Genomic DNA, 12,814 nt, shown 5'->3' on the forward strand with positions numbered 1-12,814 from the left:
AGCGGCCTGCTCAGGATTGGCGACGGCGACGCGCGCCCACCAGAGCGGCGGCGGCCAGGCCCGCCAGGGCCAGGGAGCCCGGCTCGGGAACGTGCAGGAAGCCCTGGAAGTTGCCGGCGGCCTTCTTCACGGTGTCCACGCCGGAGATCGTCAGGTGCCATTCACCGGCACTGAGATCGACGGCAGCCAGCTTCCAGTACTCGGTACCGGTGCTGGAGGCCGCGGCGGGCGTGAAGTCAAAGGACTGGATGCCATTGCTCAGCACGATGCTGCTGATGTGGACATCGTCCGCGGCCTTGCTGAAGGTGTGCAGCTCGCCGTGGTAGGTCTGCTTGTTCAGCACATTGAAGCTGAAATACTGGGTGAAGGCGCCCTTGGCGATGCCCAGGACACTGAAGTCGACACCCGCAGCCGTCGGGCTCAGGGGGATGTAGACCGGATCAGCATGCACCAGGGGCGCGGAGGCAGCAATGGCAGCGGCAGCAACAAAGGTCTTGATCGACATTTCGGAAGCCCAACGATTCAGAGTTTTTTGGCATCGCAGCGGCACGGTTCATAGCCTTTGCGATGGCCTGACTGTAGAGGAGTTGCAACAATTCGCATCCCCCTCAAGCATGTGGCCGTCCTTGAAAAGTCGTCAAATAACGCACGCTTTTGATCAGGGCCGACCTAATTACTAGCCCTCCGCCCGTCGCTCGATCAGCTCAGCTTGCCGTGGCAGGCCTTGAACTTCTTGCCGCTGCCGCAGGGGCAGGGGTCGTTGCGGCCCACATGGCCGAATTGCTCGGCGAGGGTGGCGGGGTCGATGTCCTGCGACACCGAGCCATCCTCGTTGGGATGGGTGTAGGTGACGTTGCTGACGCTCTCGGCGCGTTGCTCGATGGCCTCGGCCGCGGCGCTGGCCTCTTCTTGCGTCTGGATGCGCACATTCATCAGAACGCGGGTGACTTCCATCTTCACCACGTCCAGCAGCGCAGAGAACAGCTCGAAGGCCTCGCGCTTGTATTCCTGCTTGGGGTTCTTCTGGGCGTAGCCACGCAGGTGGATGCCCTGGCGCAGGTAGTCCAGCGAGGCCAGGTGCTCGCGCCAGTGCTGGTCGATGGACTGCAGCAGGACCATGCGCATGAAGGGCGTGAACTGCTCCTCGCCGACCAGCGCCAGCTTGGCCTCGAACAGGGCATCGCCGGCCTTCACGACCATCTCGACGATGTCCTCGTCCGTCACGGCATCACGCTTGGCGACCTCGGCCACCAGGGGCACTTCCAGCTGCCATTCGTCCTTGAGCACACGTTCCAGGGCGGGCAGGTCCCATTGCTCTTCCAGGCTCTCGGCCGGCACGAAGGTGCGGACGACGTCCTCCAGCGAGCTGCGGCGCAGATTGCCGATCTGGGCCGTCAGTTGCTCGGCCTCCAGGATGTCGTTGCGCTGCTGGTAGATGACCTTGCGCTGGTCGTTCGACACGTCGTCGTACTCGAGCAGCTGCTTGCGGATGTCGAAGTTGCGCGCCTCGACCTTGCGCTGGGCGCCCTCGATGGAGCGGGTGACGATGCCGGCTTCGATGGCCTCGCCCTCGGGCATCTTCAGGCGGTCCATGATGGCGCGGACACGGTCACCGGCGAAGATGCGCATCAGCGGATCGTCCAGCGACAGGTAGAAGCGCGAGGAGCCCGGATCGCCCTGGCGGCCGGAGCGGCCACGCAGCTGGTTGTCGATGCGGCGGCTCTCATGGCGCTCGGTGGCGATGATGCGCAGACCGCCCTCAGCCTTGACCTTGGCGTGCAGGTCGGCCCATTCGTCCTTGAGCTTCTGGATGCGCGCGGCCTTGTCCTCGGCAGACACCGACTCATCAGCCTCCAGGAACTGGATCTGCTTCTCCACATTGCCGCCCAGCACGATGTCGGTGCCGCGGCCGGCCATATTGGTGGCGATGGTGATCACGCCCGGGCGACCGGCCTGGGCGACGATCTCGGCCTCCTTGGCGTGCTGCTTGGCGTTGAGCACCTGGTGCGGCAGCTTGGCCTGGGTCAGCAGCTGGGAGATCAGCTCGGAGTTCTCGATGGAGGTGGTGCCCACCAGCACCGGCTGGCCTCGCTCGTGGCAGTCGCGGATGTCGAGAATGACGGCGTTGAACTTTTCCTGGGCGGTCTTGTAAACCAGGTCCAGCTCGTCCTTGCGGATGGTCGGTCGGTTGGGCGGGATCACCACGGTCTCGAGGCCGTAGATTTCCTGGAACTCGTAGGCTTCCGTGTCGGCCGTGCCGGTCATGCCGGACAGCTTGCCGTACATGCGGAAGTAGTTCTGGAAGGTGATCGAGGCCATGGTCTGGTTCTCGGCCTGGATGGCCACGCCTTCCTTGGCTTCCACGGCCTGATGCAGGCCGTCGCTCCAGCGGCGCCCCGTCATCAGGCGGCCGGTGAATTCATCGACGATGGTGACCTCACCGTTCTGCACCACGTAATGCTGGTCGCGGTGGAACACATGGTGTGCACGCAGCGCCGCGTAGAGGTGGTGCATCAGGGTGATGTTGCCGGCGTCGTAGAGGCTGGCGCCCTCGGCCAGCAGACCGGCTTCGGCCAGCAGGCGCTCGGCGTTCTCGTGGCCGTCTTCGGTCAGGTAGATCTGGTGGGACTTCTCGTCCACGGTGAAGTCACCGGGCTCGATGACGCCCTCGCCCGTGCGCGGGTCCATCTCGCCGATTTGCTTCTTCAGCTTGGGTGCGACCTGGTTGATGGCCAGGTAGACCTCGGTCTGGTCCTCGGCCTGGCCGGAGATGATCAGGGGCGTGCGGGCCTCGTCGATCAGGATGGAGTCCACCTCATCGACGATGGCATAGGCCAGTTGGCGCTGCACACGGTCACGCACATCGTGGACCATGTTGTCGCGCAGGTAGTCGAAGCCGTATTCGTTGTTGGTGCCGTAGGTGATGTCGGCGGCGTAGGCAGCCTGCTTCTCCTCACGACTCATCTGGGGCAGGTTGATGCCCACAGTCAGGCCCAGGAAGTTGTAGAGCTTGGCCATCCACTCGGCGTCGCGGCGGGCCAGGTAGTCGTTGACCGTCACCACGTGCACGCCCTTGCCGGTCAGGGCATTGAGGTAGACCGGCAGCGTGGCCATCAGGGTCTTGCCTTCGCCGGTGCGCATTTCGGCGACCTTGCCGGCGTTCAGCACCATGCCCCCGATCAGCTGCACGTCGAAGTGGCGCATCTTCAGGGCACGCTTACCGCCCTCGCGCACGACGGCAAAGGCCTCGGGCAGGAGCTGGTCCACCGTCTCGCCCTTGGCGATGCGGTCCTTGAATGCCTGGGTCTTGGCCCGCAGCGCTTCGTCGTCCAGGGCCTCCATCTGGGGCTCCAGTGCATTGATCTGCTGGACGATGCGACGGTACTGCTTCAGCAGGCGCTCGTTGCGGCTACCGAAGATCTTGGTGAGAAGCGAGGGCAACATGCAGTGATTCTTGGACGGTAATTGGGTGGCACCAGGCTCGCCTTGGCTCGTGTTTTTCTGTGCTGGGCAGGCGGGCTGGCACGGCAGGCCTGCTGCGCCTGCGCGCAAGAAGCCCGGGAACGTTTCCGTTCCTCCATCTCGGGGCACAGCGGCCACTTGCAAGGCCCTTCGCGACAACCCCGAGCGCAACCCCTGACGTCGGTCGGAGGTACACGGGAGGATCAGCCCGATAGGCCCGCCAGGCAGCTGGACCAGGGCGGAGGACAACCGGCGGAGTTTAGCACCCGGCTCCCCTCCCCTTGCGTCCGGACGCCCACCCCGCCCTCCGGGTCTACACTGAGCGCCATGCGCAGACCCGACGCTCCTCCCGCCCCCAAAACCGGCGGCCCCGCGGTGCCCGACCCCACGCCGATCAGCCAGGCGCTGGCCCAGCACCAGGGCCTGGCGCGCCTGGGGCTGCTGATGCAGGAGTCGCAGCGGCGCATGGCCCTGGTGGCGCCTGCCCTGCCCGGCGCCATGACCCGCTTCGTCAAGCCCGGCCCCATTGACGAGGACGGCTGGACCTTACTCGCCGCCAATGCCGCCGTGGCCGCCAAGCTGCGCCAGCTGCAGCCTCGGCTGGAAGCCCGCCTGCAGGAGCAGGGTCTGCAGCCCAGCCGGGTGCGGATCAAGGTGCAGCAGGGCTGAGGTCTTCCTGGGGCCACAAAGCAAAACACAGGCGCGGGGCCTGTGTTTTCTCGCAAGCACAGGCGCGGGGCCTGTGTCTTCATGGGGTCTGGTGCCGGCTATCGGATTCGAACTGATGACCTACCGCTTACAAGGCGGTTGCTCTACCAACTGAGCTAAGCCGGCTGTGATGAATGACCAGGACCGGAGTCCTTGGCAGGCGCGCATTGTAGAGGCATTCCGCAGACATGCTCACCCGCCGCGCGCCGCGCATCGTTCACTTGATGCGTTTAAGCGTCGGCCTCGGCCCCGGATCATCACCGGGCCCGCCCGCCGGGCCTTCGCCAGGCGGCGGAGTCTCGAAGGACTCCGACACGGCCTCGTCGGAGCCCGGTGCGGCCGGTGCCGGCGCCAGGCGCAGGCCCTTGGGCGCCAGCTTCGGCGCGGACTTCGGCGCCGCCTGGGGCGCCGACTTCACTGCCGAAGCCGGATCCGCCTCGACAGCAGGCGCCGGGAAGGCCATGCCCTGCCCATTCTCACGGGCGTAGATGGCCACCACATGGTCCACCGGCACGATGATCTCGCGCGCCACACCGCCGAAGCGGGCCTTGAACTGGATGAACTCGTTGCCGAGGTCCAGGCCATTGGTGGCATCGAAACCCACGTTGAGCACGATCTCGTTGTTGCTGACGTACTCCAGCGGCACCTGCACCGAACGGTCGACCTGCACCGCGATGTAGGGGGTGAAGCCGTTGTCGGTGCACCAGTCGTGCAGGGCCCGGATGAGGTAGGGCCGCGTGGAGGTGCCGGTGGGCGCGCCACCGTCGGGGGTCTGGTCCATGGCAGCAGCGACTTACTTGCGCATCACCTTTTCGGAGGGCGTCAGCGCCTCGATGTAGGCCGGACGCGAGAAGATGCGCTCGGCGTACTTCAGCAGCGGCAGGGCGTTCTTGGACATGTCGATGCCGTAGTAGTCCAGGCGCCACAGCAGCGGGGCGATGGCCACGTCCAGCATGGAGAAGTCATCGCCCAGCATGTACTTGTTCTTCAGGAAGATGGGCGCCAGCTGCGTCAGGCGATCGCGGATCTGCGAGCGGGCCTTCTCCAGCTGCTTATCCGTCGGCTTGACGGCCTGGCCGCGGTTCTCCAGCACATTGACGTGGGCGAACAGCTCCTTCTCGAAGTTCAGCAGGAACAGGCGCACGCGGGCGCGAGCGACCGGGTCCCCGGGCATCAGCTGCGGGTGCGGGAAGCGCTCGTCGATGTACTCGTTGATGATGTGCGACTCATACAGGATGAGGTCGCGCTCAACGAGGATGGGCACCTCGTTGTACGGGTTCATCAGCGCGATGTCTTCCGGCTTGGCGAACAGATCGACGTCACGGATTTCGAAGTCCATGCCCTTTTCAAACAGCACGAAGCGGCAACGGTGCGAGTAGGGGCAAGTGGTTCCAGAATAAAGCACCATCATGGCGGCGGACTCCTGAGTTCAGGTCAACAATCGATTCCGTGTGCCCGACATGGTAGCGGCACACAAAAGGCAAACGCAGTGGGTGCCCGCGAAGGCCTCCCACTGCGCAACAGGGCCCGGCTGGCGGCCAGGGCCCGAAGGCTTACTTCACATCCTTCCAGTAGGACGCATTCAGGCGCCAGGCAAACAGGGTGAAGATGCCCAGACCCAGCAGCACGAGCACACCCAGGCGGAAACGCTGAGCCTGCGCCGGCTCGCCCATCCACTGCAGATAGGCGACCAGGTCACCCACGGCATTGTCATAGGCGCGCGCATCCATGGTGCCGGGGGTCAGTTGCTCGAATCCCTTGAAGACATGGGTCTTCTTGGACGGATCATGCGGATCGGCTTCCTCGACGAACTTGGCGGCACGCTGACCCTGCAGCTCCCACAGCACATGCGGCATGGCGACGCTGGGGAAGGCCAGGTTGTTCCAACCCGTGGCCTTGGTCTCGTCGCGGTAGAAGGTCCGCATGTAGGTGTAGAGGTAGTCGGCACCGGAGCCCTTGGCGCCATCGGCGCGCGAGCGGGCGATCACGGTCAGGTCCGGCGGGGTGGCGCCGAACCAGTCCTTGGCCTGCTTGGGGTCCAGGGAGACCTTCATGACGTCGCCCACCTTCTCGGAGGCGAACATCAGGTTGCCCTTGATCTGGGCTTCGGTCAGGCCGATGTCACGCAGGCGGTTGTAGCGCATGAACGCGGCCGCATGGCAGTTCAGGCAGTAGTTGACGAAGAGCTTGGCGCCGTTTTGAAGGGACGCCACGTCCGTCATCTTTTCCTTGGGGAACTTGTCCCACTCCATGCCGCCGGTGTTGGCCATGGCACCCGAGGCCAGGCCCAGGCCGATCAGCAGCGTAGCGATGAATTTCTTCATGAGATGCAACTCCTGGACTGATCAGTGGGGGTGGAAGGTGACGCGGTCAGGCACAGGCTTGAACACGCCTTGCTTGCTCCACCACGGCATCAGCAGGAAGAAACCGAAGTAGTACAGGGTGCCGATCTGGGCCACGAGGGTGCCGATCTCGGTCGGGGGCTGGATGCCCAGGTAGGCCAGCACCAGGAAGAAGACCACGAACACGCCGTAGACATACTTGTGCCAGTCCGGGCGATAGCGGATCGACTTCACCGGGCTGTGGTCCAGCCAGGGCAGGAAGAACAGGATCACCACGGCGCCACCCATCACGACCACGCCCCAGAACTTCGCGTCGAAGGTCTTGAGCAGGAAGATGGCGACGGCGGCGATCACCAGCGCGGCGATCTTGCCCTTGCCCGAGAAGGTGCCCTTGAGCACGGCCAGCACGGCGCCCAGGCCCACGATCACCGACAGCACATTGACCATCACATCGGTCGTGGCGCGCAGCATCGAGTAGAAGGGCGTGAAGTACCAGACCGGCGCGATGTGCGGCGGGGTCTTCAGGGGGTCGGCCGGGATGAAGTTGTTGTACTCCAGGAAGTAGCCGCCCAGCTCAGGCGCGAAGAAGATGATGGCGGAGAACACCATCAGGAACAGGCCCACGCCGTAGATGTCGTGCACGCTGTAGTAGGGATGGAAGGGGATGCCGTCCAGCGGGCGGCCCTGCGCATCCTTCTTGGCCTTGATCTCAACGCCGTCCGGGTTGTTGGAACCCACTTCGTGCAGCGCGATGATGTGCGCCACCACCAGGCCCAGCAGGACCAGGGGCACGGCGATCACGTGGAAGCTGAAGAAGCGGTTCAGGGTGGCGTCACCGACGACGTAGTCGCCGCGGATCATCAGGGCCAGGTCGTTGCCGACGAAGGGCACGGCGGCAAACAGGTTCACGATCACCTGCGCGCCCCAGTAGGACATCTGGCCCCAGGGCAGCAGATAGCCCATGAAGGCCTCGGCCATCAGGCACAGGAAGATGGCGCAGCCGAAGATCCAGACCAGCTCGCGGGGCTTGCGGTACGAGCCGTACAGCAGGCCGCGGAACATGTGCAAGTACACGACCACGAAGAAGGCGGAGGCGCCCGTCGAGTGCATGTAGCGGATCAGCCAGCCCCAGGGCACGTCGCGCATGATGTACTCGACCGAGGCGAAGGCCACGGCGGCATCCGGCTTGTAGTGCATCACCAGGAAGATGCCGGTGACGATCTGGATCACCAGCACCAGCATGGCCAGGGAGCCGAAGATGTACCACCAGTTGAAGTTCTTCGGAGCGTAGTACTCCGACATGTGCTCCCGGTACATCTTGCTGAGCGGGAAGCGATTGTCCACCCAGGTCAGCAGTTGCTCGCCCACGGACGCGCCTGCGGGAGCTTCTTTGAATTCAGCCATATCGACCTCTGTCCTCTCGCTTAGGCAGCCTTGTCCTCACCAATCAGGAGCTTGGTGTCGGACAGATACATATGGGGAGGCACCTCGAGGTTGTCGGGTGCGGGCTTGTTCTTGAACACGCGGCCGGCCAGGTCGAAGGTCGAGCCGTGGCAGGGGCAGAGGAAGCCGCCGTTCCAGTCGTCCGGCAGCGAAGGCTGCGGGCCGGCCTGGAACTTATCCGAGGGAGAGCAGCCCAGGTGCGAGCAGATGCCCACGCCCACGAAGTACTCGGGCTTGATCGAGCGGTAGCCGTTCTTGGCGTAATCCGGCGTCGGGTAGGCGGTGCGCTTGGATTCCGGATCAGCCAGCTGCGGATCGTTCTTCTTCAGGGCTTCCAGTTGCTCGGGCGTACGACGCACGATCCACACCGGCTTGCCGCGCCATTCCACCGTCAGCTTCTCGCCCGGCTTCAGGCTGCTGATATCCACTTCCACGGCTGCACCGGCAGCCTTGGCGCGCTCAGACGGCGCGAAGGTACTGACAAAGGGCACGGCGGTCGCGACGCCGACACCGGCACCGGCGCAACTGGTGGCGATGAGCCACGTGCGCTTGCCTTGGTCCACTTGCTGGTCACTCATGAGGGTCCTCAAAGGAGACTTCTGATCGGGAGCAACCGCGGATTCTAGCGGACGCCCACCCCCACCCTGACTTGATGCACCTCCGGGAATACGCAAATCGTCTCGCCGAGGCATCAGTTCAGCGCTGCAGCACGCACCCGCGAAGGAAATCCCCGTGTTTGGCCCGATTTGCGACGCCTTCAAACGTAGACAATAGCGCCACAACGCAGCCGGGATCCTCCCGCAGGAGCAGATGAAGATGGGAATGCTGAGCGAGTTCAGGGAATTTGCCGTCAAGGGCAATGTGGTGGATCTCGCCGTGGGCGTGATCATCGGCGGCGCCTTCGGCAAGATCGTCGATTCGATGGTCAAGGACCTGATCATGCCGCTGGTGGGCAAGGTGGTCGGCGGTCTGGACTTCTCCAACTACTTCATCATGCTGGGCACCGTGCCGGCGGACTTCAAGGGCCCGCAGACCTACGACGCCCTGACCAAGGCCGGCGTGCCCCTCTTCGCCTACGGCAGTTTCCTGACCGTGCTGCTCAACTTCATCATCCTGGCCTTCATCATCTTCATGATGGTCAAGCAGATCAACCGCCTGAAGCGCAACGAGCCGGCGCCGTCACCGGCTGTGGAGCCGGTGACGCCCGAGGACATCGTCCTGCTGCGCGAGATCCGCGATTCGCTCAAGCGCTGAGAAAGCCTTCACGCCTGCCGGCCCGGGAATTGCGGTACCGTGCCTTCCGGCGCGCGCAGGCTGCGCTTGGTCACAACATGAGTTTTCAAATCCACGGATACTTGGCAAGCGTCGCGCCCCCTGACGTGGCAAGCGCCCGGCCCCCTCGTCCATGAACCAGCCCGAGTCACGCCTCAACCCGCATCTCGAAGCCGCCTTCCAGCGCGTCCGGGCAGCCGCCGAGCAGGCGGCTGAGCGCTGCGCTGAAGGCCTGGGGCTGGCGGCGCTCTCGGCCGGCTTTGCCAAGCGCCGCGATGCGTTGCTGGCGGCCCAGTACCTGTTCCGCGAGAACCTGCCGAAGTTCATCCAGGAGTTCCAGGCCAGTCTGCGCCGGCAGATGGCCGGCGAACAGCGCGACAAGGCCGCCCCCGCCGCCAAGAAGGCCTGGGGCGAGCTCTCGCTGATGGATGACGAGCAGGTCGATGCCATGGTGGCAGCCGACCGCATCGGCATGGCCATCGGCCACCAGAGCGAGTGGGAGCTGCGGGACGTCGAGTCCTTCCTGGCCGGACTCAGCTCCTCCGAGGGCGGACTGGACCGCAACCCCCTGCGCCCCGAGCTGATCGCACAGGCCCTGTTGGACGGCGTCCACAGCCTGACCGAGGAGCAGGACATCCGCCAGGCCCTGATCGACGAACTGACCCGCGCCTTCACAACCGAGATGCGGGCCTGCTACGCCGACATTGCCACGCTCTTCCGCAACCGAGGCCTGCGCCAGCAGGACCTGCGGGTGCGTGCCATGAACCCGTCCGGCGGCATGGGCGGCATGGGCGGCCCCAACAGCGTGGCCGGCGACCTCGGAGGCCCCATCGGCAACTCCCGCTTCGGCGGCCTGGGCCCGGCAGCCCAGAGCGGCTTCGGCGGCATGGGCGGCTATGCAGCACCCGGCTATGGCGCGCCCATGCAGAGCGGCGGCTTCGCCGGCGGCATCAACGCACCCAGCGGCTTCAGCGGCGGCGGCTATGCCACCGGCTACGGCGGCGGCTATGCGCCGGCCGGCGTGATGGGCAGCGTCGATCCCCAACTGATGGAACTGCTGCGTCGCCTCTCCAGCCTGCCCATGCCGGCAGGCGGTGGCATGACGGGCACCCTGACGGGCGGCATGGGCGGGTCCGGCTTCGGCGCCAGCACGGTGCCGGGCACCCTGCCCGGTTCGGGCAGTGCCAGCATGCCCCTGGGGGGCGGCGACTGGGGCGACGACACCATCCCTGGCGGCGCCCTGTCCCTGCCGCCCAACCTGATCCACCTGCACCGCGACGCCCTGCGCCAGGCCGCCACCGGCTCCCTGGACCACATGGTGATCGATGTGGTGGGCAGCCTCTTCGACCACATCCTGTCCGATGCCAAGGTGCCGCCGCAGATGGCGCGCCTGCTGGCCCAGCTGCAGCTGCCCGTGCTGCGCGCCGCGCTGGGTGACAACACCTTCTTCTCCTCGCGCCGCCATCCCGTGCGCCGCTTCATCAACCGCCTGGCCTCGCTGGCCTGTGCCTACGATGACTTCGCCGATTCCCCGGGCAAGGAATTCCTTGAGCATGTGCGTGCCCTGGTCCATGACGTCAGCGGGGGTGACTTCGAGCGCATCGAGATCTACGAGCAGAAGCTCGACGACCTCGAGGCCTTCGTCAGCGCCCAGACCGCCCAGGTCCTGCAGGCCCATGGCGATGCCGCGGCCCTGGTCGAGCGAAAGGAAACCGATCTCCGCCTGCAGCAACGCTATGCCAAACAGCTGGCCCAGAACCTGGCCAAGGTGCCCATGCCGGACTTCCTGCGTGAGTTCCTCTCCCAGACCTGGAGCGGCGCCATCGTGCAGGCGTCCCGCCACGAGGGCGGCAGCGTGGACCGCGAGAAGCGCTTCCGCCAGTTCGGCCGCGACCTGGTCCTGAGCGTGCAGCCCAAGGCCCCGGGGCCGCAGCGCCAGGCCTTCCTGAGCGCTCTGCCCCGCATGATGCAGACGCTCAACGAGGGCCTGGACCTGATCGCTTGGCCCGAGGCCCTGCGCAAACCCTTCATCGGCCAGCTGCTGCCGGTGCATGCCGAGTCGCTCAAGGGCCAGGGCCTCTCCGCCCTGGACTACAACCTGCTGGTCAAGCAGCTGGAAGCGGTCTTCGGCATCGAGGCCCCCAAGGAGCAAGACCTGCCCCCGGTGCAGCCGGATGAGTTCCGGGACACCGAGTCCGGCGAGGTTGATATCGACCTCGCCCAAGGCCTCAATGCCAAGGAAGCCTCCAGCCTGGGCCTGGTCCAGGAAGCCTCGGTGGACTGGAAGGGCGAGGTCGATATCGACATCACCGCCCAGGAAGCGCCGCTGCAGGCGGTGGACATCAGCATCGACGGCCTGCCCTCCGCAACCGAGGAGCCCGAGCCCAGCTCCGGCGTCCTGCTGATCGACCACCTTCAGCTGGGCTTTGCCTACCAGATGAACACCGGCGAGCACTGGCGCAAGGTGCGCCTGGCCCACATCAGCGCCGGCCGCAGCTTCTTCATCTTCACCCAGGGCCACAAGCACCAGCAGACGGTCACCATGACCGCTCGCATGCTGCGCAAGCTCTGCGAGACCGGCCGCCTGCGTGCCTTCGAGAACGCCTACCTGCTGGAACGCGCCACCGCGCGGGCACGCAAGCAGCTGGCTGCACTCAATACCCAGCAGTGATCTGACGGCGACGCATCTTGCGTCGCCCCCCGAAGCCTGAGCGCATCGACACTTGCCGATGCGGCCTGTGTGACGCTGCCAGCAGCCCCTGGCCTGGCCGACACGCCATACACGCTCAGGCGCCGCAGAGCTGCCACGCCATGCGCAGCGCCGCCCGCATGCTGGCCGGATCCGCCCGCCGCTGGCCGACGATGTCGAAGGCCGTGCCGTGGTCCGGGCTGGTGCGCACAAAGGGCAGGCCCAGGGTGACGTTGACGCCCTGCTCCACGCCCAGGTACTTCACGGGGATCAGGCCGTGGTCGTGCGTCATCGCCACGACCACGTCGAAAGCGCCCGGGTGATGCGGGGGCGCGTGGCGGGCGCGCATGAAGATGGTGTCCGGCGGGAACGGCCCCTGGGCGTCGATGCCTTCGGCGCGGGCCGCAGCGATGGCGGGGATGATCTCCCGGATCTCTTCGTCACCGAACAGGCCGCCTTCACCGGCATGCGGATTCAGGCCCGCCACCGCGATGCGCGGCGCCGCGAGGCCGAAGCGGCGCAGCGACTCCTGGGTGATGCGCAGGGTCTGCAGCACGGCCTCCCGCGTGACCTGCTCGATGGCGCGGCGCAGGGACACATGGATGGTCACCAGCACCGTGCGCAGCTCCTCGTTGGCCAGCATCATGCGCACTGCTGGCGGCTCGGCGCCCGGCGCGGTGGCCAGGGCCTGCAGCATCTCCGTGTGGCCGGGAAAAGGCACGCCCGCCGCATGCAGGGCCTCCTTGTGGATGGGCGCGGTGACGATGCCGGCCCCCTGCCCCGCCTGCACGGCGGCCACCGCCGCCTCGATGCAGCACGCCGCGGCTGCACCGGCCTGGGCGCTGATCTGCCCCAGCGGCTCGTCCACCAGCCCCGGGGGCAGGCCCGCCGGCTGCCA

Annotated in this window: 11 protein-coding genes and 1 tRNA gene; 3 read left to right on the plus strand and 9 right to left on the minus strand. The window is 65.9% G+C overall.

Annotation, left to right across the window (positions count from 1 at the left end; translation table 11 throughout):
- Positions 1-10: 10 nt before the first annotated feature.
- Together H5407_RS05275 and secA are read right to left on the minus strand one after the other, a co-directional pair.
- Positions 11-505, minus strand: a complete 495-nt coding sequence (locus tag H5407_RS05275; protein ID WP_183103381.1) for an FxDxF family PEP-CTERM protein — start codon at positions 503-505, stop codon at positions 11-13.
- A 194-nt stretch (positions 506-699) separates the two neighbouring features.
- A complete protein-coding gene (gene secA, locus H5407_RS05280; protein ID WP_183103382.1) occupies positions 700-3,444 on the minus strand; it encodes a preprotein translocase subunit SecA in 2,745 nt (914 codons plus the stop codon).
- 345 nt (positions 3,445-3,789) lie between these two features.
- Here secA and H5407_RS05285 point away from each other — a divergent pair, with 345 nt between their 5' ends.
- Positions 3,790-4,131: a hypothetical protein gene (locus tag H5407_RS05285; protein ID WP_183103383.1), complete on the plus strand. Its 342-nt coding sequence runs from the start codon at positions 3,790-3,792 to the stop codon at positions 4,129-4,131.
- Positions 4,132-4,220: 89 nt separating this feature from the next.
- Here H5407_RS05285 and H5407_RS05290 read toward each other — a convergent pair.
- The 6 genes from H5407_RS05290 to petA form a co-directional block, all read right to left on the minus strand.
- Positions 4,221-4,296 (minus strand) — tRNA-Thr (locus tag H5407_RS05290).
- Positions 4,297-4,387: 91 nt separating this feature from the next.
- Positions 4,388-4,951 carry a ClpXP protease specificity-enhancing factor gene (locus H5407_RS05295; protein WP_183103384.1) on the minus strand — a complete coding sequence of 188 codons (564 nt, stop codon included), beginning with the start codon at positions 4,949-4,951 and terminating at the stop codon, positions 4,388-4,390.
- Between the two features lie 12 nt (positions 4,952-4,963).
- Positions 4,964-5,581 (minus strand): glutathione S-transferase N-terminal domain-containing protein, encoded by a 618-nt coding sequence (locus H5407_RS05300; RefSeq protein WP_183103385.1) that lies wholly within the window; start codon positions 5,579-5,581, stop codon positions 4,964-4,966.
- 142 nt (positions 5,582-5,723) lie between these two features.
- A complete protein-coding gene (locus H5407_RS05305; protein ID WP_183103386.1) occupies positions 5,724-6,494 on the minus strand; it encodes a cytochrome c1 in 771 nt (256 codons plus the stop codon).
- 21 nt (positions 6,495-6,515) lie between these two features.
- Positions 6,516-7,916 carry a cytochrome bc complex cytochrome b subunit gene (locus H5407_RS05310; protein ID WP_183103387.1) on the minus strand — a complete coding sequence of 467 codons (1,401 nt, stop codon included), beginning with the start codon at positions 7,914-7,916 and terminating at the stop codon, positions 6,516-6,518.
- Positions 7,917-7,936: 20 nt separating this feature from the next.
- A complete protein-coding gene (petA, locus tag H5407_RS05315) occupies positions 7,937-8,533 on the minus strand; it encodes a ubiquinol-cytochrome c reductase iron-sulfur subunit (protein WP_183103388.1) in 597 nt (198 codons plus the stop codon).
- Between the two features lie 238 nt (positions 8,534-8,771).
- Between petA and mscL the strand changes: the two genes are divergently transcribed.
- Both mscL and H5407_RS05325 read left to right on the plus strand, forming a co-directional pair.
- On the plus strand, positions 8,772-9,209 hold the full coding sequence (gene mscL / locus H5407_RS05320; RefSeq protein WP_183103389.1) for a large conductance mechanosensitive channel protein MscL: 438 nt from the start codon (positions 8,772-8,774) through the stop codon (positions 9,207-9,209).
- A gap of 151 nt (positions 9,210-9,360) precedes the next feature.
- Entirely contained in the window at positions 9,361-11,898 is a 2,538-nt protein-coding gene (locus H5407_RS05325) for a DUF1631 family protein (protein ID WP_183103390.1), read from the plus strand.
- A 115-nt stretch (positions 11,899-12,013) separates the two neighbouring features.
- Here H5407_RS05325 and pdxA read toward each other — a convergent pair.
- A partial coding sequence (gene pdxA / locus H5407_RS05330) for a 4-hydroxythreonine-4-phosphate dehydrogenase PdxA (protein ID WP_183103391.1) occupies positions 12,014-12,814 on the minus strand: 801 nt, incomplete at its 5' end.

Source organism: Mitsuaria sp. WAJ17, assembly GCF_014174515.1.
Lineage (GTDB): Bacteria > Pseudomonadota > Gammaproteobacteria > Burkholderiales > Burkholderiaceae_C > Roseateles_B.

What these genes read in the sequence shown, in the direction of transcription:
- H5407_RS05305 (WP_183103386.1), bottom strand. Translation starts at nt 6,494, where the DNA reads ATGAAGAAATTCATCGCTACGCTGCTGATCGGCCTGGGCCTGGCCTCG.
- secA (WP_183103382.1), bottom strand. Translation starts at nt 3,444, where the DNA reads ATGTTGCCCTCGCTTCTCACCAAGATCTTCGGTAGCCGCAACGAGCGC.
- H5407_RS05285 (WP_183103383.1), top strand. Translation starts at nt 3,790, where the DNA reads ATGCGCAGACCCGACGCTCCTCCCGCCCCCAAAACCGGCGGCCCCGCG.
- H5407_RS05325 (WP_183103390.1), top strand. Translation starts at nt 9,361, where the DNA reads ATGAACCAGCCCGAGTCACGCCTCAACCCGCATCTCGAAGCCGCCTTC.
- H5407_RS05295 (WP_183103384.1), bottom strand. Translation starts at nt 4,951, where the DNA reads ATGGACCAGACCCCCGACGGTGGCGCGCCCACCGGCACCTCCACGCGG.
- mscL (WP_183103389.1), top strand. Translation starts at nt 8,772, where the DNA reads ATGGGAATGCTGAGCGAGTTCAGGGAATTTGCCGTCAAGGGCAATGTG.
- H5407_RS05310 (WP_183103387.1), bottom strand. Translation starts at nt 7,916, where the DNA reads ATGGCTGAATTCAAAGAAGCTCCCGCAGGCGCGTCCGTGGGCGAGCAA.
- H5407_RS05300 (WP_183103385.1), bottom strand. Translation starts at nt 5,581, where the DNA reads ATGATGGTGCTTTATTCTGGAACCACTTGCCCCTACTCGCACCGTTGC.
- H5407_RS05275 (WP_183103381.1), bottom strand. Translation starts at nt 505, where the DNA reads ATGTCGATCAAGACCTTTGTTGCTGCCGCTGCCATTGCTGCCTCCGCG.
- petA (WP_183103388.1), bottom strand. Translation starts at nt 8,533, where the DNA reads ATGAGTGACCAGCAAGTGGACCAAGGCAAGCGCACGTGGCTCATCGCC.